The organism is Lentilitoribacter sp. EG35, from assembly GCF_040784015.1.
Lineage (GTDB): Bacteria > Pseudomonadota > Alphaproteobacteria > Rhizobiales > Rhizobiaceae > Lentilitoribacter.
In genome coordinates, this window is the sequence record NZ_JBFNGQ010000003.1 from 210169 (window position 1) to 231163 (window position 20995).

17 protein-coding genes are annotated in these 20995 nt (G+C 44.6%); 9 read left to right on the plus strand and 8 right to left on the minus strand.

What is annotated here, in order from left to right:
* Window positions 1-10: 10 nt before the first annotated feature.
* The 3 genes from AB2J24_RS07415 to parC form a co-directional block, all read right to left on the minus strand.
* Complete coding sequence (locus tag AB2J24_RS07415) at window positions 11-1297, minus strand: ADP-ribosylglycohydrolase family protein (protein ID WP_367385003.1); 1287 nt, start codon at window positions 1295-1297, stop codon at window positions 11-13.
* Window positions 1298-1437: 140 nt separating this feature from the next.
* The gene (locus AB2J24_RS07420; RefSeq protein WP_162651692.1) at window positions 1438-2451 is read right to left on the minus strand and encodes a hypothetical protein; all 1014 of its coding nucleotides are present in this window, start codon (window positions 2449-2451) and stop codon (window positions 1438-1440) included.
* Between the two features lie 181 nt (window positions 2452-2632).
* Window positions 2633-4885, minus strand: coding sequence for a DNA topoisomerase IV subunit A (gene parC / locus AB2J24_RS07425; protein WP_367385004.1), 2253 nt, complete (start codon window positions 4883-4885; stop codon window positions 2633-2635).
* A 242-nt stretch (window positions 4886-5127) separates the two neighbouring features.
* Between parC and AB2J24_RS07430 the strand changes: the two genes are divergently transcribed.
* The gene (locus tag AB2J24_RS07430; RefSeq protein ID WP_162651694.1) at window positions 5128-6303 is read left to right on the plus strand and encodes a hypothetical protein; all 1176 of its coding nucleotides are present in this window, start codon (window positions 5128-5130) and stop codon (window positions 6301-6303) included.
* Between the two features lie 168 nt (window positions 6304-6471).
* Entirely contained in the window at window positions 6472-7584 is a 1113-nt protein-coding gene (locus AB2J24_RS07435) for a hypothetical protein (RefSeq protein WP_367385005.1), read from the plus strand.
* A 63-nt stretch (window positions 7585-7647) separates the two neighbouring features.
* On the opposite strand, the gene creD is transcribed toward AB2J24_RS07435, so the two are convergent.
* The gene (gene creD / locus AB2J24_RS07440; RefSeq protein ID WP_367385006.1) at window positions 7648-9102 is read right to left on the minus strand and encodes a cell envelope integrity protein CreD; all 1455 of its coding nucleotides are present in this window, start codon (window positions 9100-9102) and stop codon (window positions 7648-7650) included.
* A gap of 257 nt (window positions 9103-9359) precedes the next feature.
* Between creD and AB2J24_RS07445 the strand changes: the two genes are divergently transcribed.
* From AB2J24_RS07445 to AB2J24_RS07455, 3 genes are all read left to right on the plus strand, one after another.
* Window positions 9360-11219, plus strand: coding sequence for a methyl-accepting chemotaxis protein (locus tag AB2J24_RS07445; RefSeq protein WP_367385007.1), 1860 nt, complete (start codon window positions 9360-9362; stop codon window positions 11217-11219).
* Window positions 11220-11577: 358 nt separating this feature from the next.
* Window positions 11578-12702, plus strand: coding sequence for a vWA domain-containing protein (locus AB2J24_RS07450; protein WP_367385008.1), 1125 nt, complete (start codon window positions 11578-11580; stop codon window positions 12700-12702).
* Window positions 12703-12848: 146 nt separating this feature from the next.
* Entirely contained in the window at window positions 12849-13940 is a 1092-nt protein-coding gene (locus tag AB2J24_RS07455) for a serine hydrolase domain-containing protein (RefSeq protein WP_367385009.1), read from the plus strand.
* A gap of 53 nt (window positions 13941-13993) precedes the next feature.
* Here AB2J24_RS07455 and AB2J24_RS07460 read toward each other — a convergent pair whose 3' ends face one another.
* Together AB2J24_RS07460 and phhA are read right to left on the minus strand one after the other, a co-directional pair.
* The gene (locus AB2J24_RS07460) at window positions 13994-14332 is read right to left on the minus strand and encodes a 4a-hydroxytetrahydrobiopterin dehydratase (RefSeq protein WP_367385010.1); all 339 of its coding nucleotides are present in this window, start codon (window positions 14330-14332) and stop codon (window positions 13994-13996) included.
* 5 nt (window positions 14333-14337) lie between these two features.
* Window positions 14338-15147, minus strand: a complete 810-nt coding sequence (phhA, locus tag AB2J24_RS07465) for a phenylalanine 4-monooxygenase (RefSeq protein WP_367385011.1) — start codon at window positions 15145-15147, stop codon at window positions 14338-14340.
* Window positions 15148-15271: 124 nt separating this feature from the next.
* Here phhA and AB2J24_RS07470 point away from each other — a divergent pair, with 124 nt between their 5' ends.
* Window positions 15272-15733, plus strand: a complete 462-nt coding sequence (locus AB2J24_RS07470) for an Lrp/AsnC family transcriptional regulator (protein WP_367385012.1) — start codon at window positions 15272-15274, stop codon at window positions 15731-15733.
* Between the two features lie 97 nt (window positions 15734-15830).
* Complete coding sequence (locus tag AB2J24_RS07475; RefSeq protein WP_367385013.1) at window positions 15831-16214, plus strand: GFA family protein; 384 nt, start codon at window positions 15831-15833, stop codon at window positions 16212-16214.
* A 137-nt stretch (window positions 16215-16351) separates the two neighbouring features.
* Here AB2J24_RS07475 and aspS read toward each other — a convergent pair whose 3' ends face one another.
* Entirely contained in the window at window positions 16352-18142 is a 1791-nt protein-coding gene (gene aspS, locus AB2J24_RS07480) for an aspartate--tRNA ligase (RefSeq protein ID WP_367385014.1), read from the minus strand.
* A 234-nt stretch (window positions 18143-18376) separates the two neighbouring features.
* On the opposite strand from aspS, the gene rnd reads away from it, so the two are divergent.
* Entirely contained in the window at window positions 18377-19522 is a 1146-nt protein-coding gene (gene rnd / locus AB2J24_RS07485) for a ribonuclease D (protein ID WP_162653534.1), read from the plus strand.
* 114 nt (window positions 19523-19636) lie between these two features.
* On the opposite strand, the gene AB2J24_RS07490 is transcribed toward rnd, so the two are convergent.
* On the minus strand, window positions 19637-20239 hold the full coding sequence (locus AB2J24_RS07490; RefSeq protein WP_162651704.1) for a response regulator: 603 nt from the start codon (window positions 20237-20239) through the stop codon (window positions 19637-19639).
* A 267-nt stretch (window positions 20240-20506) separates the two neighbouring features.
* Here AB2J24_RS07490 and AB2J24_RS07495 point away from each other — a divergent pair, with 267 nt between their 5' ends.
* The gene (locus AB2J24_RS07495; RefSeq protein ID WP_367385015.1) at window positions 20507-20989 is read left to right on the plus strand and encodes a molybdopterin-dependent oxidoreductase; all 483 of its coding nucleotides are present in this window, start codon (window positions 20507-20509) and stop codon (window positions 20987-20989) included.
* Window positions 20990-20995 lie beyond the last annotated feature (6 nt).

Genomic DNA, 20995 nt, shown 5'->3' on the forward strand with positions numbered 1-20995 from the left:
AACACTAATATTACGTCTTCGCACGCCGGGATGGAGCCTCAAAACCTGTTGTTACGCCTTGACCTGAAACTGCGATCTCGGCGAAATTTGATATCTCACTACTCAGCGTCTCGTAATCAGATAAGCCACGTTTTAAACGATCTGGCACTTTCTCACTTGCGGCGCCCATCATAAGGCCTAACGGCATGCCACGATTAACATTATCGCCACCTGCATTGACATTTAATAGCATTGCCTTCTCAAAATTATAATCCTCGTACTCAGCGATGAAGAACATCATCGGCAAGCCTTGTTCGATATAACATACAGTGCCAATTTCCCTGCGAAGTACGTTTTGTTCACCCATTTCCACAAGCTTAGAAAGGTTCATTGGTTCGCCAGCAAGATCCATGTGATAGGCCCACATTTTATCATCGGGAATATTGCCTGGCCCTTTGTGATCACGGTATTGAGCAAATAAATCCTCCCCTCGGATAGCTGCCATATGTACCTGTCTCGCTGATGCCTGAAAAGCGAGCTTCGCATCTACCCCGTTCACCAGTTCAAATAACAGTGGCACACACACCGCCAAACCTGACGCAATTGTTTCCGATCTATGTGTAAGCACCTGATGCTCAAGCGCCATGCCAATGCCCTGATAGGCATTTTGCGAGAGTAGCGACAAGATCATGGGACGGATCATTCCCCCGTGTGAGCCAATCGACCAATTGTCTCGTTGCATCTGAGCACAAGCATGAACTGGGTCACCAGCACAATAATTCTCAAACCATCGCCTTAAGAATACCTCCGTGTAGGGGTCTTTGTTGACACCCGGCGTTGTCATATGCTCGATAAATTCATCCAAAAATGCACCAGCCTCATAACCACCACGTTTATTGATAGAACGCAGCAATACACGGGCTAGGTGAGCATTGAGTGTATTATCGCCCTGCCCTAAACCATGATGATAATGATATCGCTCATCTTCCGCCGCCACGGCATTGCCATGTTCGCCTTCGCGCTCAGTGCGCTTAATCTCAAGTTCAGCCCAAGATGTTTTATAAAAGCGACTATGTTCATGTAAAATATCATAGGGACGGCCAAGCATGTTGGCTTTTTCGATATCTGGCAAATAAGACATACCGACCATAAAGGCTTCTGGGTGCGGGTGCAGTGGCGCTTCATAAGTCTTCACACCACCATTGAAATCACGAGCAATATTTTCACGCGAGTAATACCAATGAGCGGGCATTGCCAGACTATCAGCTATAAACAGGCCCCAAAGTGCATTTTCAATTCGAGTTTTGCGATTGACCACAGCAGATACCTTTCAAACTAAAAGCATGATGGTAGGGGCAACAGGCAACATACACAATTGAGGATGACTTGAACTTTTTGTGATAAGAAAGGCGTCATTCAAACTGAAAACCGCCTCAAATATGATAGAATAGAAATTGCCTAGTTTTCAGCTTCGTATTTTTTGATCAGCTTTTCAGCAACTTGAATATTGTTCGAATTGCGTTCGTAAAATTCTGGAAATATCTGCTTAAAGTAATCAGATTCAAGTGCAATGCGACTGGCGGCAATTGATTCAGTCAGCATTTGTTTATCTTTATTCTTCGCACCTAATTCTGCCAAACCATTACCAATGAAATAATGAACTTGCGCCCAGACGCTCGGATTGATGTCTTCCGTCAAGACTTCCAGAACGCGCTTATGAGCATCGACTGCTTTGGGCAGCCAAACACCACCCTGTCGTTGATGTAGAGTTGTATAAATATCGCCAAGCTGAAACTGCAAACCCGCCCAGTCAGATGGTGCAGATTCCTTGGTGTAATATTCAGTTGCAGCCGTGAATGCAGCTATGGCTTTACTCAGGCTGGATGCATTGGTCTGCTTTCCCGAAACTTCTAAAAATGTGTCTGAATTGGTCAACGCTTGGCCTAATGCACGTTGAGCAACAGCCCATTCCTCAAGATTCTCTTCTTTATTTAATACGGTCAAAGCACGCTGAAATGCTGATATGGACTTTGCATAAAGTTGAGCACCTGTTTTTTGCTCATTCTTATTATACATCCCGTAACCAAGCGAACGATAAACATCGCCAAGCTTCGCGTGCGCCCGCGCCCAATCTAAAGATGCATTTTCTTTTGTTAGCAGTTTAAGCGCCATATTAAAGGTTGCGATCGCATCATTGAGCGGCTTTTCCTGACGAGATGCCCAGCCAAGTTCCAAAAGCGCATTTGCTTTTGCAGATAAAACTTGCCCTCTCACAACATCAGAAATCTCGCTCTCAGCCAAAGCTTTGTCGTAAAGCTCCATGCTTTGCTCAAATTGTTTTTCTTTGAGCGCTTCCATCGCATCAGCAGCTATTTTTTGCGCAGTATCATCTGACGCGAGCGCTGAGGACGAAAGAAGTGCTGCGAGAGCTGTTATGGCAGTGATTTTCTTAAACGCTGAAACTCGGGACATATAGAAACTTTCTTATTATTTTTAGGCGCGATATTGCGACAAACTCCAATTGCCGCAACTTATGCAATCTTGTGATGCAAGACAAGGTCGACCATTGACGACTCTGAAATCAGAAGTTTTTATCGTCCTCGTCCAACTGACCATCAATCATTTTGGATTTTGCAATCAGAATGAAGCTGGTTCACCCGGAAAACTTGCCAGTTCGTGGAAAGCCCTTCGGCACCATGCGGCCTGCTTGCGCTCTGTCGCCCAACCATTCGGTAAGCTCTTCTTTTGATCGAGTATAGGACCGGCCTGCGCTATCTTCCCACGACAGCCCCTCTTCCATAGAGAAGCAACGAAGGTCAGAAATGCCGCCATCTTTATAACGCTGCAGACGAACACCTTTACCACGTGCCATTTCTGGTAATTGAACGAGTGGGAAAACAAGCATCTTGCGGTTCTTACCCACCACAGCCACATAATCGCCGCGGACTTCGACACAAATATGAGCTTCGTCCGGCATTTTTACATTCATGACCTGCTTACCCTTACGCGTATTGGCAATAAGGTCTGCTTCTTTTGCAATAAATCCATTACCAACAGTACTTGCCAGCATCAATTTACGATCAGGCTTGTGCACAAAGGCCGTCAGCACATCTTGGTCATTATCCATATCGACCATAATCCGCAGTGGCTCACCGTGGCCACGACCGCCGGGCAATTTATCTGCACCCAATGTGTAGGCCTTACCGCCTGTCGTGAACACGAGAATCTTGTCTGTCGTATGGGCACTGAAAGCAACTTTCAGCTCGTCACCATCTTTAAATGACAGGCTCTTATAGTCGCTCATATGGCCCTTAAGCGCTCGAATCCAACCTTTTTGTGAGAGAACAACCGTTATTGGTTCTTTTTCAATCATCGCCTCATAGATCGCGCTATCATCAACCTCCACTGCTTTTTCAAACAGGGTACGCCTTGCGCCAAGCTCGGTGTCTTTACCGTAATCCTTACGAACTTTCTTGATCTCCCAAGCAACGGTTTGCCATTGCTGTTCTTCGGAGGCTAGTAAGGCTTCGATTTCAGACTTTTCTGCTTCTAAACCCTCGATCTCCTTACGGATTTCGAACTCTTCCAATTTACGCAATGAACGCAAACGCATATTGAGAATGGATTCTGCTTGCAGATCAGTTATCGAGAACCGCTCCATCATCACAGCCTTGGGATGATCTTCCTCGCGGATAATTTTAATCACTTCATCGATATTGAGATAAGCAACCATAAGGCCGCCCAGTATCTCCAGCCGACGAATGATCGCTGCCAAACGATGCCGTGATCTACGTTGCAGGACGTCACGGCGATGATCGAGCCATTCGACGAGCACTTCGCGCAGGGACATAACTTTTGGTACTTTGCCCTGGCTAAGCACATTCATGTTCAGCGATACACGATTTTCAAGCTCAGTAAGTTTGAACATCGATGCCATAAGCAACGCCGGGTCAACTGATCTATTTTTCGGTGTTAGAACAATACGCACATCTTCGGCAGATTCATCTTGGATATCATCAAGAAGCGGAAGTCTTTTGGCCATCAGTAGTTCGGCAATTTTTTCAATCAGCCGTGACTTTTGTACCTGATACGGTATTTGTGTAATGACGATTTGATAGCCGCCACGCGTTGTTTCTTCCTTTTCCCAACGTGCCCGAACGCGGAAGCCGCCGCGACCTGATTTATAAGCATCAATAATTGTCTGCTTGTCTTCGATAATTACGCCACCGGTGGGCAGATCGGGGCCTTGAACAAACTCAACCAGTTTTTCAATGCTTGCATTGCGGTGCTTGATAAGGTGCAAAGCTGCATCACATAGCTCATGTGCGTTATGTGGCGGGATGTTTGTGGCCATACCCACCGCGATACCGGCGGCACCATTGGCAAGCAGATTTGGAAATGCGCCTGGAAGTACAACAGGCTCTTCATTTTCTTCATCATACGTCGCTCTAAAGTCAACGGCATCTTGGTCGATCCCTTCCAGAAGCAACTCAGCAATAGTGGTCATCTTAGATTCGGTATAACGCATCGCTGCGGGGTTATCCCCATCAACATTACCGAAGTTTCCCTGACCATCGACAAGCGGATAGCGCACTGCAAAATCCTGCGCAAGGCGCACAAGTGCATCATAAATAGACTGGTCACCATGTGGGTGAAAATTACCCATCACATCGCCAACAACTTTAGCGCATTTTTTGTGAGAAGATGTTGATTTCAAACCCATGTCATTCATCGCATGAACAATGCGACGGTGCACTGGTTTCATTCCATCACGCACATCGGGCAAGGCACGGTGCATAATGGTGGATAACGCATAAGCAAGATATCTCTCTTCAAGCGCTGCCTTTAAATCTACTGACTGAATATCATCCGGGCCGCCAGCGGGCGGTGTAAGCTCTTTTACCATGCCTACCGACTAACTTAAGCCTTGATTCGAAACAAGTGGTGAAAACGCAATTTAGATAGGCTTTCAAGGGGTTTTCAGCATAATTCATTAAAAAAATATCGGATGATTTCTCAATTTGACAACCAACTGCATCACTATTTAATCTCACTCACAATCTTGCCTTGCGATTGTCATGTTTCGTTATTAGATTGCAAGCAATATAAATTATCGCCAGTTTCGGCTGGTCTATTTCGGGAGTTTCCATGACGCTTAACTTAGCTAAACACGCATTTTTATCCAGTTCAGTTTTACTAAGCTTAACTTACAGTTCATTCGCATTGGATGCAGATAAGTTTAGCGAAAACCTAAAGGCTGTATTCGCCACGAGCGGTGCTGGTATCGAATATAGTTCGATAAAGGCCGATGGTGATAATATTTTGTTGGAAAACGTGAAAATGACCTCTGCTGCAGAAACATTCCCAATTGGGTCATTGCAGTTTAATGGCGTTACAGAACTAGATGATGGAAGCATTCGCGTTGAAAAAACAGTAGTAGATGATATCAATCATCAAGAAAAAGATATCAAATTCACACTCGTTGATTTTGAAATCGAAGGACTTCGTTTGCCAGCGGCTGATGCAGAAGCTTCTCCATACCTTATATATGAACGCGCAACGACTGGTCAGGCAACATTCACACATAAGGGTGTTGATGTTTTCAAGATGGCTAGTTCAGATGCGCATGTTGATATGACCGATGATTTACAAGCCATGAAGTTTGACGGTTCAGCAAATGGCATCGTCATCGACCTTTCAGCGGTGGAAGACCCTAAAGCGAAACAAGCAATAGCTGATATGGGCTATGAAACATTGCGCGGAGATATACAGATCAAAGGTGACTGGGATGCTAAAACCGGTCGTTTTAACATGCCTGAATATGCGCTCACGCTTAATGATGCGGGACGGATCAACATCGCTCTTGATATAAGTGGCTATACGCTTGAGTTCATCAAACAGCTGCAAGATGTTCAAAAAGAAATGGCTGATCAATCTGATCCGAAAGCTCAACAGGCAGCAGGTATGGCGAGTTTAGCCCTTCTACAACAGCTTACGCTTAATGCACTATCCATTCGCTTTGACGATGCATCTATTACTGAAAAAGCACTTAAATATGCTGGATCAAAACAAGGCATGTCACAAGAACAAATGGCAGAGGCTGCAAAAGCACTTTTACCATTTGGCCTTGCCCGTCTTGGTATGCCTGAGCTGCAACAACAAATCACAGCGGCAGCTTCTGCATTTTTGGACAACCCTCAAAATATCGAGATCAAGGCTACACCGCCGGCGCCGGTTCCATTTGGCCAAATAATGGGTGCGGCAATGGCTGATCCTCGTACTATTCCGGCAACCATTGGCGTTGAGGTTGTTGCCAACCAATAAACTCAAATAATCCAAAGTCAATTCAGCACCTAAGCCCCACTTTAAGAACTTATTTTCCTGGTGGGGCTTTTTTTATCACATAAAGTTCAACATCTTTGCCTCCTTGATGAGTTGACTCTCTCTCCCTCCCTATTCAACATTGTGCAGCTGTTATTGATGGAGTGCTTATTGTTTTTGTGCGGTGTTAGAATACCAATTCTGGGTTTCTTAGCGCTTGCGAGCAGCTTTGGCCTGACAATTAACCTGGCTGAAGCCACCCCTGATCCAGGTCTTGTGTGCGTACAAAACCAAGCCCAATATCTGAGCATCAAAACAGGTCTTGTTGATGGTCTTATGGGACCTAAAACGCGAGACGCATCCCGCGCACTTGTTAAAGAATATCCGGAATTAAAAGATCTTCGCGCGTTAACGCGCGACAACGCTATTGTGTGGTGCCGAGAAATTGGTTTGATTGACGATGAGCAAACTCGCTACTGGCCAAACAAGACTACGCCCAAATTTGAATTTTTACTCTCAAATTTTTTGAGTGACGACCAGCAGATTGAAATACAAAACGCTGTTACATTTGCCTACAGATATTTCGATAGACATAACATTCACCTCGCAGGTACCATCAAGGTCATTGCCTCATCAAATGAAACTGAACTTGCTGAGCAATTGGCTGCCAATAGCCGCTATCCAATGCGGCTTTCCACCGCTCGCCGCATTATACGAGATCAATGCCGCGGGCAGGATCTAAGTGGATTAAATACCCCGAGCATAATAGTACTTTGCATTGGAGCTGATTTTAACTGGAAACAACCTTATTTAGGTTTGCGCAGACTAATTACGCATGAGATTTCACACGAGATACAGCGCCAAATGGCAGGCTATACATCACTGGCCATAGTCAATAATAAAAACCTTGTCGCGCGAATGGGGCCACGATGGCTGGTGGAGGGTTCGGCCATTGCGTTTGAATTAGATGCGCTTTTCCCTTATTTGGATGCGACCCAGCATATAGCAATTTTTCGCGGAGAAAAAACCCGTTACTCCGGCAAGACACTTTCAAAACTGACGTTTAACTCTGCGATATCAGAACTGTATTTTGGTAACTACGCTACGCTCGCAGGTCAGATGCTGGCGAACCGAAAAGAGGGCCTTCGCAATTACTTTACCTATTGGAAGTTACTAGCTCGGATGGATTGGCAAGAAGCCTTTCTCAAAGCATTTGGCTTAACTCCAAAGGCATTTTTTAAGGAATTTAGTCAGGGTTCAGTGCGTTCAAATTCAGATTCATGAGATTGAACTCAATGTGATGCCAATTGAAAGACCCCGAGACAGGGTCTTTCGTTTGTTAATAACCTAATTGGTCCTAGCTTCTTTCGAGCGACCATTCGACCAATCAATGTTACGTGTTGCATACATGGTCACGGCAATTGCAGCGAATGCTATGATTGACCCGATCAGCAGGGCGTATTTGTCTTCTTTGAGGATCAGATACATAATCGCGTAAGTCATGCCTATGATTGCTGTCAGGAGCCACATCGCGTTTTTGCTTTTCAGCGTAGTTCCAACGTACCAAGATACTAACGCCGTGGTTGCTGTTGCCGCAATTAGGTAAGCAAATTCAAATCCAATATGTTCTGCAAGTGCCAACAGCAGAATGTAGAAAACAACCATCGTAAGGCCGGTTAATATATATTGAATCCAGTGGACTGATTGTTTGCCCGCAATCTCAAGGATAAATATGGACAAAAACACAAGTGAGAAGAATGCAATTGCATATTTCAAGGTTCGCGAAACCAGTTGGTAGAATTTCAATGGTTTAACAAAACCAATTTTTATGACCGATTTTGTGCTTGAAAGCGTGTCGCTCAATGATACGGCACTCATACCCCGCGCGAGATTAGGAATAGTCCAATTCGCATCAAAGCCATCTTCCGTTATATTTCGTGTTTCTGGTAAGAACTGTCCGTCAAATCCGGGATGCGGCCAATTGGATTGAACTGCGAGTTTTGTGGTTTTTCCACTCGGTACGATTTGCAAACCGCGCGAACCATTGATGGCAAGCTTGATCTCAAATTGCATCTCATCCTGCAATGCCTCTTTTGCGATGGGTAGATGTATGCCGCTAGATTTGGCATTTATCGCTTGGGGATTGTACATATCATAATCCACAGCAGACCGGTTGGTTGGATTTACACCTTTCAAACCAGGTTTAAATATACCAGCATCATCGTTGTTTATACTTGCCATTACTTCCGAGCGAAAGCCAGTTGGATCGGAAACTTCGACAGCTAGAAAGGCTTCGTTTAAACGAGGCCGACCATTCCTGCTGATAATTACGCTTGTATCTATGGGAGCAAATTTTCCGCTCAATGTAGACTTCATATGATAAAGTGGCGTTGAGTAAATCGCCTTTTTGCGCTCTTCAACCACCAGATCGCTGGTATTTTCCAAAAGATCTGGCGAGTAAATCGCATGACGTCTTACCTCAATATATTTATCTTTATGCTTTTCTGTGACTAAGTACGGAACCACCAGATATGGCCCATTTATGCGCTGTGCTTGCCCCCAACCTTGTGAAATTGAATTGGCCACCTGATTGGCCCGATCCGCACGTTCCTCTACCAAGCCCCAAACTAAGAGAGCGGGAATTGTAAGTAAAAGTGTGATCACTCCAGTGACAATAAATTTCCATCCTGGAGTTTGCGTAAGGCCGGACATGGTGCCCGGTTTTACATGTTTCGTATCGGTTCCTGTTTGTGCGGGTTTTTGAGAGTTTTTGGCCGTCTCTTGGCCTTCACTATCAGACATATCGCCTCCTTTGTCAGTTAGTGGAGCGAATGACTAAGTTCTAAATTGGGCCGAATTATCTACAAAATTTGTAAATTTCGAGGTAAATTGAAGTTTATTTTAAGGCAAAGAACTATTTACGTTTAAATACTTACAAGAAAACCAAAGGTATTAGTTACAAGTTGTTACACTTTGGGGGCAATACTTCATTAATATTCATCGATTCAATTATGCGAAATCCGACGATAAATGATCGGTGAATATTGGGGAACATAATAATGAAGATTTTTTCTCGTTTTAGCCTTGTCAAAACAGTTACATTTTCCGCTGTAGCAATATTGCTTTTCTCTCTGTTAGCAGTTGCGGCGCTTACCAACCAGACCGTGTCGAACAGAATTGCAAAACAGGCAGTCGATAGTCAGGATCAGAGTTTACGTATCGCAGCTCAGATGCTGCAATCAGAGTTTCCCGAAACAAGAATCTCATATCTCGAAAATGGGAATGTAGATAAAATCACCATGGAAACTATTCCAACCGAATTTGAAAATCACGATATGATTGACACAGTTGGACGCATATCGGGAGAAACCGCAACGGTGTTTGCTTGGGATGCCAAGACAGAAGATTTTTGGCGAAAAACAACCAATATCATCAAGCCCGATGGAAATCGCGCGGTAGGTACGCAGCTCGGTCAAAAAGGCGCGGTTTATCCCGTCCTTACCGGCGGGAAGACATTCCGCGGTGAAGCTAATATTCTTGGTACAGATTACTTTACGATCTATCAGCCAATTTTTGCCAGCGATGGATCTGTAAACGGTATCTTATATGCAGGCGTTCAATCCTCTAAAATTCAGGCGATTTCTAACGAAATCCTGTCCAAGCTCATGTACTTTTCCATTGGAATTGTGCTGATAGCCATTGCATCACTTGTACTATTAACACGCAATATCTTTGGCGGCATTCCAAAATTAACAGCTGTTGCAACTAAGATGTCCGATGGAGATTATGAAAATGAACCTCCACTGCAAGAGCAAAATAATGAACTTGGAACACTTGCGCGCGCTATTGAAAACTTGCGCCAACACGCACTAAGTGCGCAAGAAACCGAAGCTGAATCAAAACAAATGCAACATCAGGTTCAACAAGAGCGCGATGAGCGGGAAGAACAGAAAAAGGTGAAAGATAATGAAGTTGCCAATACAGTGCAGCAACTTGGAGCAGGCCTTGATCGTCTGGCGCATGGCGATCTGACAGTTACACTTGATACCCCCTTCCCTGATGGTATGGATGAATTACGGATCAACTTTAACAATTCAGTATCAAAATTACAGTCGACCTTAAGCTCTATTGTGGAAGGTTCTGGCTCTATTGATCAAAATTCCCACGAAATGAAAGCAAGTGCTGACGACCTCTCGCGTCGCACAGAGCAGCAAGCAGCCTCTCTTGAAGAAACAGCAGCCGCTTTGGATGAAATTACATCTACAGTCAAAGAAGCATCTTCTCGCGCAAATGAAGCAGCGGAAATGGCACAGAATGCAAAAGTAGATACCGATCGCTCAGGCGAAGTTGTGGGCGATGCTGTCGCGGCGATGGAGGGTATTGAAAAAGTATCATCTGAGATATCCAACATTATCAATGTAATTGACGAGATTGCGTTCCAGACCAATCTTCTTGCACTCAACGCTGGCGTTGAGGCAGCGCGGGCGGGTGAAGCAGGCAAAGGTTTTGCCGTAGTTGCTCAAGAGGTTCGTGAACTAGCTCAACGCTCAGCCACAGCAGCTAAGGAAATTCAGGCCTTGATTGATCGCTCAACAAGCGAGATATCAAATGGTGTGGACTTGGTAAAACGCACAGGTGAAGCATTGGTTGGCATTGCTACTCATGTAACAAACATTAATGGGCAGATATCTTCAATCGCAACAGCGGCTGAAGAGCAATTGACTGGTATTCAAGAAGTGAACAGCGCCGTTAATGCAATGGATAAAATGACACAGCAAAATGCTGCAATGGTGGAAGAATCCAATGCTGTTACTCACAAGATGGCTGAAGATGCGCTTGCACTTAACGAAACAACCAAACAATTTCAGCTAGCTACAGGTCAAACTTCTTCAAAACAACAATATAGTGAAGTTGCTTAATAATAACTGCATAACAACTGCCCGTATTGCTTTAAGATGCGGGCAGCATCCTGTCTAATATCTCCATTTCAACGAAATCTTATCGTTGAAGACTGATCAAATCAGCGCCCTACACAATCACATTCCCCACATTACCGAGATAGTTGAACGAACCAACCAAGGATTGTCAGTATTCTTAGGTTGCTTGTGTGGCAAATATGATGTGCCTTTCATCAGATAATCATCGTGCCAGATACGCCTTATTAATACCATAGAACTGCCTTTTTAGAGCCAAACTTTAGTCACCGTTAGAATGGACAAATACCAAATCAGTGCAGATCAACCGCACCTGATTGGATAGCTCTTGGGGAGAACTCTTTTGAAAAAACATATCAGTAAATTCATAACAACAACCGTCTTTACAACAGCATTTATTATACATTCTGCGTCGGCAGACATTAAACCAAATTCTGATAAGCAATATGCTGCAAATAGCGATATTGTGGAAGTGGCGTTTGTTTTAGATACCACCGGATCAATGGCTGACCTGATTGCAGGTGCCAAACAAAAAATCTGGTCCATAGCCAATACCATTGTCGACATAAATCCAAATGCTGATATCCGAATGGCGCTGGTTGCCTATCGTGATGTTGGCGATGATTACGTGATTAAGCCTTATGAAATGAGCTCTGATATACAGGGCATGTATGGCAATTTGATTGGCCTGCAAGCTGATGGCGGGGGCGACACGCCCGAATCTGTCAATGAGGCATTAGATACAGCCGTAGATGATCTTAAATGGACCAAAGGTGCCAATGTACGTCGCATTGTGTTTTTAGTCGGGGATGCGCCCCCACACATGGATTATCAAAACGGCCCGAAATATCCGGCCATTCTTCACCAAGCCGTTCAAAAGGATATCGAGGTTCATGCTATTCAAGCTGGAGATTCAAACGCAACAAAAACGATCTGGAAAGACATCGCGCTGCGAGGCGGAGGAAGTTATATTCCCATTCCGCAAGACGGGGGCCAGATATCCGAAGTGCAAACACCATTTGATGACGAAATTATAAATCTACAGCAACGACTTGATAAAACAGTTGTACCGTATGGTGCTCAAGAAACGCAGGCTGCACTTGAACAAAAAATTCTTGATAAGGCATCTGGTAGTGTGAGCAAACGGGTGGATAATTCGGCCTTCTACTCCAAACGCAAAAGCAGAAAAGAAGTCGTCACAGGAGGTGGAGACATCATTTCTGCGGTTCGGAATAACGATGTTGAACTTGAGAGTGTTGAACAGGAAAACCTGCCTGTGCCGATGCAAAGTATGTCTATCGAAGAACAGAAAAATTACGTTGACGGCATCATCAAAGAACGCGTTAAGATCGAAGCAGAAATGTTGGAGTTAGTTCAAAAACGCGACGAGTTTATCAAAAGTTCCGAAACCAAAGCGGAGAGCACAGAAGAACTATCTTTTGATAAAGCAGTTCGAAACGCCCTGTAAGCAACAGATAGTGTGTTCACATCAGAACCTCGCCTGCGATCGCATGGCGAGGTTTTTTTGTCATGAACCTATTGCAAGTATCTGGCATTTCTCACAGCGATAACTATATCTATCTTGATAATTAAAAATTTTGCCAGGGCGTACAAATGAAAAAAAACATCTTTGGTGTAGGTATTGCAGCGCTTATATTGATCGTAATTCTTGCCTCACTCCCTATCATCCCGAATAGTGACCCATCTTTTCAAACAGACCTACGCCAAAGAGATCTTCTGAATGCGGAAACGAAAGCTCGTTTAAAGACTGATAATGTTTCTGATTTTGAGCACTCGGTCATGATTCTTCACAAAGGGGAAGTTGTCTTTGAAGACGGTCCGTCTGACAAGATCATGAACACGCATTCCACCCGAAAAGCCATTATGAGCCTGATATATGGCATTGCTGTCGATAAAGGTTTGATTGATTTAGATAAGACCCTAGCCGAACTTAATATTGATGAAGTGACGCCGTTAACTGATCAAGAAAAATCGGCGACCATTCGCGACCTTTTGATGTCGCGATCAGGTATCTATTTGCCTGCGCAAGGTGAACACGATGAGCAAGTAACGGACCGCCCTCGCCGCGGGCAGCACAAACCGGGTGAGTATTTCTTCAACAACAATTTCGATTTCAATGCACTAGGCACAATCTTTGTTCAGGAGACTGGCATCAGTATTGGCGAGTTTATGGAAGAAAACCTTGCCAAACCTTTGGGCATGCAGGATTTTAGCGCTGCTAATGTTCCTGTTGGCAACCCGTGGTATTTTCCCGGCGAAGATTCTCTACATGACATGTATCGCATATATATGAGCACGAGAGATTTCGCGCGCATTGCGGCAATGGTTGCTGATGGTGGCATTTGGGAGGGTCAACAGGTTGTTCCCGCTAGCTGGATTAAAGAAAGCACAGCCAACCACAGTGACTTAAGCAAAAGCGCGATCAAGTATGATCGATATGAATATTTTGGCTATGCTTGGTGGATTGATCAAGACACCGGCATTATTTGGAACGTTGGGATTGGTGGCCACATAATGATGATCGACCCAAAGCAGCAGCTTGCCCTTGTAGAACGTAACTTTACAGGTAACTCCCAGTTATCAACCGCTCTATGGCTAATTGGATCCCGTTCCGACAGAGGCCAAGATTACATCATTAAGGCACATGGAGTTATTTCAGATGCATTATCTGGAACAATACACTAGAATCCATTCAAGATGAGAGCACTCTCGACCTACGTCGGATGAGGAAGTTATAGTTATACCGCAATCGCAGCGTCTAGTTTTGCAGCACAGATGAAATCATTTCCTGTCAAACCACCAGCTTCATGCGATGTAAATGTGACCTGACAGTAGCCCCAACCAAACGCGATATCTGCGTGATGGCCTTCCTTATCGCTAATGAAGGCTGCTAGATTGGCCATGTAAGTTGCCTTGGCGAACCCTTTAAACGTAAATTTACGCATCAGAGTTTTAGCTTGTTCATCGATGACCCAATTTGAATCAAGTTCTACCTTTAGCTTGTCTATCTCTTCTTTGCTCAATGGTGGTGTTGAGCCATCGCATACTGCGCATTTTTTCAATGATAAATCAGTCATCTAAGTTAGCTTGCTTTCTGTTCTAATGGCTGTTTTGGCGGATAGGCTGGAGCATGTAGACCAAGCCGTTGCGCGGTATGAATGTCCTCTAACAATTTACGATCAGATGCTTCAAAAAGTTGATCAGCGTCATCTAATACAAAATAGATTGGTTGATGAATGTCAATTCTATAAGGTGTTCGCAAGATATCAATCACATCAAACGGCTTGCGAGTGGCCGTCTCATCTTCGATTGAATAAATCAGTTCCGTTGGAGATGATGCAAGGCCTGAGCCAAGCGCTTTGATCTCATTGCCTTGGCGTATCAAACCAAATTCAATAGTAAACCAGTAAAGACGGATCAGCCATGAATAATCTGCTTTTTCGCATTCAAGACCCGTCTTGCCAATCATTTCAGAAAATTTGGCAAAACGCTTATCTGTCAGTAACGGCGTATGTCCGTATATTTCATGAAAAATATCTGGCTCTTCAATATAATCAAAATCTTCTCTCGAGCGGATGAAGGATGCGGCTGGAAATGTTTTATCTGCCAACATTGCAAAGAATTGCGCAAACCCTATCAATGCTGGAACGGGCTGCACCCGCCAGCCTGTGAGTTCGCGCAGCTGTTTTGAAACTTCAACACATTGCGGCACGCGATCTTTGGGCAGATCAAGTTTTCGCTGCCCAGCCAAATATTCATCCGCCGCAAATCGATTTACATTGGGTTGCTGCTGTAAAACAAGATCATGCCAAACAGCATCATCCTGGGCAGAATAATTGATCCTGCCGTCTCGATCTGCTTCTTTGGCTATATATTTTGTAGATTTTGGCATATTTGACCTCAGTTAACGTTAAAGGTAACTTGACATGAAATATCGGCAAAATATCTTCTAACTAAGCTTTATAATTGAATATGTGGAAAAATTTTGCCTAAAATCGCTAATATACAGGTGAATTATGCTTGATGCCTATGAAGAACAAATTTTACGACATCTACAAAAAGATGGTCGAGCAAGCACACAGGAGCTATCTGAAGCAGTGAGCCTATCCGCCTCACCTTGTTGGCGGCGCGTCAAAAAGCTTGAGGAGGAAGGATATATAAAACGATATGCGGCTATTGTAGATGGCAAAAAACTAGGATTGAATGCCCTCGCCTATGTTCATGTCTCGTTGATCGAACATAGCGAAGCCGCCATAAAGAAATTTTACAGCTTTATTGAAACCAGCGAACGCGTTATCGAATGTTCATCTATTACCGGTGAATTTGATTTTGTTCTTAAGGTCGCAGCTACTGATCCCGAAAATCTGGAACAGTTCATCATGCAGCGCATCTTGCGTCTTGGTGTTGTTCGCACCACCACGACAACATTCATTCTGCGTCAGAATAAAGTGGCGGGTCCGTTGCCTGTGGGGCTGTAGATTTTATACGAGCCGTTCGATCGCTGAACACTTGATATTTTTATTTAGCAGTTCTAATTTTGACAATAAGAATTGAATGGTAACAAGGAATAGCAGCATGATCAACGGCAGATGTGATTGTGGTTCAGTTAGCTTTGAGGTCGAAGGGATTAAACCTGAAGTAACGATATGCCGTTGTGGTCAATGTAGGCGCGCAAGCGGCCACGTGTGGGCATCAACTCATGCGGATTATGACAAGATGCGTTTTACAAATGATCAAGGCCTTGCATGGTATAAGTCATCTGACTTTGCCAAACGCGGCTTCTGCAATAAATGTGGCTCAAGCTTATTCTATCGCATGAATGACGAGGATGGCATCAGCATTGCCGCAGGCTGTTTGGATCAGCCAACTGATCTTAAAGTGAATAAACACATATTTGTTAAAGACAAGGGCGACTATTACGAGATAACTGACGATGCCCTACAAATTGAAAAATATTAAGTCCGATCTCAAATTAAGCTGAATCTCACTGCTTAATCACGCCCCGAGCCGAACAGCCATGCCCTACCCCAACAGCAAAATAAAACCCACCATGTTTTCACATAGCGGGTTTTTCAAGCTCTAACTTAAAGTCAGTTCTAGCTTTTCGCTTGCGGCAAAACCCGCAACCCCAATTCGACGAGCTGTGTATTGTCTGCCGGTGCCGGAGCTGCCATGAGCAAGTCTGCCGCCTGCTGGTTCATTGGGAACATAGTGACTTCACGCAAGTTCTTAGCGTCAGCAAGAAGCATCACAACGCGGTCAACACCCGCTGCCATTCCACCATGCGGCGGCACGCCATATTGGAATGCACGATAAAGACCACCGAAGCGCTCTTCAACAACTTCTGGACCCAAACCCACTTTGCCAAACACTTTAAGCATCATTTCTGGAATGTGATTACGAATACCACCTGAGGCTAATTCGAAACCATTACACACCATGTCATACTGATAGGCTTTTAGAGTGAGCGGATCTTCTGCTTTATCAAACGCATCCATGCCACCTTGCGGCATTGAGAATGGGTTATGGCCGAAATCGATTTTCTTATTGTCTTCATCCCACTCGTAGAATGGGAAATCAACAATCCAGCAGAATTCGAACTTGTTTTCGTCGATCAGTTTCAGCTCGCTACCAGCACGATCACGTGCAGCGCCCGCAAATGCTGCGAATTTGGATGGAAGACCCGCCACAAAGAAGCAACTATCACCAGCTTCCAGACCAAGCTGTGTGCGGATAGCTTCTGTGCGCTCTGGGCCGATATTTTTAGCCAGAGGCCCTGCCCCAACCGTTGCACCATCTTCCTCACGCCAGAAGATATAACCAAGACCTGGCTGGCCCTGCTGCTGTGCCCATGAATTCATACGATCACAAAATGCGCGGGAGCCACCTGTTTTAGCCGGAATACCCCAAACTTCAACTTTCGGATCTTTTTCAATCATACCAGCAAAGATTTTAAAGCCAGAACCTGCAAAATGATCGGTCACAGCTTCCATCTCGATCGGATTACGCAAATCAGGTTTATCAGACCCATATTTACGGATCGCCTCATCATACGGAATGCGTGGGAATTTTTGTGTAACTGGACGACCTTCCGCAAACTCTTCAAACACTGCCCTCATCACTGGTTCCATTGTGTTCAAGATATCTTCTTGTTCAACAAAACTCATTTCCATATCAAGCTGATAGAATTCACCCGGCAAGCGATCAGCTCGCGGATCTTCATCACGGAAACATGGTGCAATCTGGAAGTATTTATCAAAGCCAGACGCCATAATCAGCTGTTTATATTGCTGTGGCGCTTGTGGTAGGGCAAAGAAATTGCCCGGATGAATGCGGCTTGGCACGAGGAAGTCACGCGCACCTTCTGGTGAAGATGCTGTCAGAATTGGCGTTGCAAACTCGTTGAAATCAATCTCATTCATACGGCGACGCATGGACGAGATAATCTTCGAGCGAAGCATTATGTTGCTGTGCAATGTTTCGCGGCGCAAATCCAGGAAACGATATTTTAGACGCACATCTTCAGGATATTCAGGCTCACCAAACACAGGTAGTGGAAGTTCGGCAGCGGCACTTTGCACAACGATGTTTGTCGCAAAAATCTCAACTTCGCCTGTATCAAGATTTTTATTCACAGTCTCTTCGGTTCTTGCTTTCACTTCACCTTCAATTGTGATCACCCACTCGCCGCGAACTGTTTCTGCGGTTTTAAAGGCTGGACTGTCCGGATCAACAACGATTTGTGATAGACCATAATGATCGCGCAGATCGATAAACAGCAAGCCGCCATGATCTCGAACGCGATGAACCCAGCCAGACAAGCGGACATTATTGCCCACATCTGTCCCACGTAAGTCTGCGCAAGTGTGAGAGCGATATGCGTGCATAATAAAACCTCTTAGTTCATTGATTTGGGAGACGATATGTTTCGTCTATTGGTGGTTACCAATTAAATTGTAATTTGCGCCGGACAAGCCACGTAGCAGGTGATTTGTCAAGCAAAAACGGTAATTTTGCCACGCATATACGGCGTAGAAACCATCACTTTTGTTGGGAAGTACGTCGAACCAAGCTTTTTTGAAGACAAATGCCTTGTTTTGGGTTATTTGGGCCGAATGGAAATTATTACAACAACTCAAGACCTAGAATCTGCTTGCTTAGACCTTGCGACAGCAGACTTTATCACCATCGATACCGAATTCCTTCGCGAGAAGACGTTCTGGCCAGTTTTGTGTCTTATACAGCTCGCTTCACCGGATCGAGCGCTCATTGTCGACCCGCTTGCAAAGGGCATCGATCTGGCCCCATTCTTTAAGCTTATGGCAGATCAAAGCGTTCTCAAAGTCTTTCACGCAGCGCGACAAGATCTGGAAATCGTGTTCCATTTGGGCGACATGCTGCCCAAACCGATCTTTGATAGCCAAGTAGCGGCAATGGTTTTAGGTTTTGGTGATAGCGTTGCTTATGACAGTCTTGTTTCACGCATTACAGGCGCGCATATTGATAAAACGTCGCGCTTTACTGATTGGTCACGTCGCCCGCTGACAGATCAACAACTTGATTATGCATTGGCTGATGTTACTCATTTGCGCGATGTATACCTTGAATTGGCATCACAACTTGAAACACGCGGACGGTCAACATGGCTGAATGAAGAGATGGCCATTTTAGAAGCGCGCAAAACCTACGATATGCATCCTGATGATGCGTGGCGCAGACTGCGAAACCGTATGCGCAAACCGCAAGATTTAGCCATATTGCAAAAGATTGCCGCATGGCGCGAAAACATGGCGCGGGGCCGTAATGTGCCACGAGGCCGCGTGCTAAAAGACGATGCACTCTATGAAATAGCCCAGCAAAAACCGCGTGATTCTGGCGCACTTGGCCGCCTTCGCACCATCCCAAAGGGTTGGGAGCGTTCCGAGCTTGGCAACCTGTTGATGGCGGAATTGAATATTGCTTACGAAATTCCAAAGGAAGAGTGGCCGGAAATTCCGCGCCATAGACCTGCGCCGGAAGGCACAGGTGCAGCTTCCGACCTCCTTAAAGTTTTGCTTAAGACCATTGTTGATGAAGAAGGTGTTGCAGCGAAAGTCATCGCCAATGCGGATGATCTAGACAAGATTGCTGCCAGAGGCGCAGACGCCGATGTCGCCGCCCTCTCCGGCTGGAGACGCGAATTATTTGGCGACAAAGCATTAAAGCTAATTTCTGGTGAACTAGCGTTGAAATTTACCGATAAACGCGTGCAAGTGATTGAGAGTTAGTCGACGATGAACTGATGTCCTGACATCATATGAGCAAAGGCAATGCTTTTGCTCATTTGTCTTTCTAGCAGTTTAGTTGTTCAGCTCGATAGAGATCGCAAAAATGTGTAGTATCTAAATCAAATTCTGATCGCGCCCAAACATGGCTGCTTGAGTGCGATTGCGTGCTGATAGTTTTTTGCAAAGCGTTTTTACATGTAGTTTAATTGTTACTTCCTGCAGGTCACAGTCAAGCGCGATTTCCTTGTTGGAAAGGCCTGCGCAAATTCCACGCAATACTTCGCGTTCACGGACTGTCAGTCCAGCCTTGGGAGCCTCTTCATCTTGCTGCATAAAGCTGGCTGGCAAAAACACCTCACCAGCCGCCATAAATTTGACAGCCATCACCATGGACTTTGATCCAAGTGTTTTTGGTACAAATCCAGCGCCGCCTTGTTTGATTGTTGCCTCTGCTACATCCCTTGATGCTGTTCCAGATATAATCGCCACTGGATTATCGTCGTTGGCTTTAATCATTTGGTCCAAACCTTTTAGACCATCCATGCCAGGCATATTATAATCGAGCAGAATGAGGTCATAGCTCACATTTAAATGAACCAACTCCAGCGCTTCTTCCAAATTCGCCGCGCTGTCGACATGCTCTATGCCTTCTTTGAGCAAGAATGCGCCGATTGTTTCACGAACCAAATCATGGTCATCTGCAATAAGAATGCGCATATTTTCCTCATTTCATTCATATGTCGGACATAGTTACCGGAGTGAATTTAGTGACATTATATCAATAAAATTTCCATTAAACCAATTTAACCAACCAAATTTGAATTAAATGAGTTTAATCATGATGTAACATTTTTAAAAGATGTAATTTAAGCTCATACGATTATACAAACTATACGAAAGGATAGTCTCCTATCCGCATGATTTGATGCAATTGTCTTTGATTTGTGTGACGTAACTTAACGAAATATTTTTAAGGTAAGTTAGATGAACATCTCGAAAAAATTGCATATTCTTGTTTCCGCGTTGGTTTTATCGTTCGTATTTAATGCAAGTGCTGACCAGAGCGGCACCATTCTAACTGTTCGCGAAAATGCGACAACAATGCAAGTGTTTGATTTCGAAGATTTGAGCACGATGAAATCTACTAAATTTGAAACAACCACAATTTGGACTGAAGGCGTGCAAAGTTTTGAAGGCGTCCCGTTAAAAACGCTTCTGGAAGACTTAAACATTACCGATGGCATGGTTTTGGCAACGGCTGTGAATGATTACGCTGTTGAAATTCCCATATCGGAGATTTCAAGCTCCGCACCAGTAATAGCATATAAGCAAAATGGAGAACGAATGAGTTTGCGTGATAAAGGCCCACTATGGTTGGTATATCCATATGACGCTCATCCCGAATTTCAAACCGAAGTTACCTATTCTAGAAGCATTTGGCAGCTAAATCGTATCGAAGTAAAATAATCATCA

Excerpts from the sequence above, each read along its gene's own strand:
- AB2J24_RS07455 (WP_367385009.1), top strand. The coding sequence starts at position 12,849 with ATGAAAAAAAACATCTTTGGTGTAGGTATTGCAGCGCTTATATTGATC.
- creD (WP_367385006.1), bottom strand. The coding sequence starts at position 9,102 with ATGTCTGATAGTGAAGGCCAAGAGACGGCCAAAAACTCTCAAAAACCC.
- AB2J24_RS07460 (WP_367385010.1), bottom strand. The coding sequence starts at position 14,332 with ATGACTGATTTATCATTGAAAAAATGCGCAGTATGCGATGGCTCAACA.
- phhA (WP_367385011.1), bottom strand. The coding sequence starts at position 15,147 with ATGCCAAAATCTACAAAATATATAGCCAAAGAAGCAGATCGAGACGGC.
- AB2J24_RS07490 (WP_162651704.1), bottom strand. The coding sequence starts at position 20,239 with ATGCGCATTCTTATTGCAGATGACCATGATTTGGTTCGTGAAACAATC.
- parC (WP_367385004.1), bottom strand. The coding sequence starts at position 4,885 with ATGGTAAAAGAGCTTACACCGCCCGCTGGCGGCCCGGATGATATTCAG.
- AB2J24_RS07430 (WP_162651694.1), top strand. The coding sequence starts at position 5,128 with ATGACGCTTAACTTAGCTAAACACGCATTTTTATCCAGTTCAGTTTTA.
- aspS (WP_367385014.1), bottom strand. The coding sequence starts at position 18,142 with ATGCACGCATATCGCTCTCACACTTGCGCAGACTTACGTGGGACAGAT.
- AB2J24_RS07475 (WP_367385013.1), top strand. The coding sequence starts at position 15,831 with ATGATCAACGGCAGATGTGATTGTGGTTCAGTTAGCTTTGAGGTCGAA.
- AB2J24_RS07470 (WP_367385012.1), top strand. The coding sequence starts at position 15,272 with ATGCTTGATGCCTATGAAGAACAAATTTTACGACATCTACAAAAAGAT.
- AB2J24_RS07420 (WP_162651692.1), bottom strand. The coding sequence starts at position 2,451 with ATGTCCCGAGTTTCAGCGTTTAAGAAAATCACTGCCATAACAGCTCTC.
- AB2J24_RS07495 (WP_367385015.1), top strand. The coding sequence starts at position 20,507 with ATGAACATCTCGAAAAAATTGCATATTCTTGTTTCCGCGTTGGTTTTA.
- AB2J24_RS07445 (WP_367385007.1), top strand. The coding sequence starts at position 9,360 with ATGAAGATTTTTTCTCGTTTTAGCCTTGTCAAAACAGTTACATTTTCC.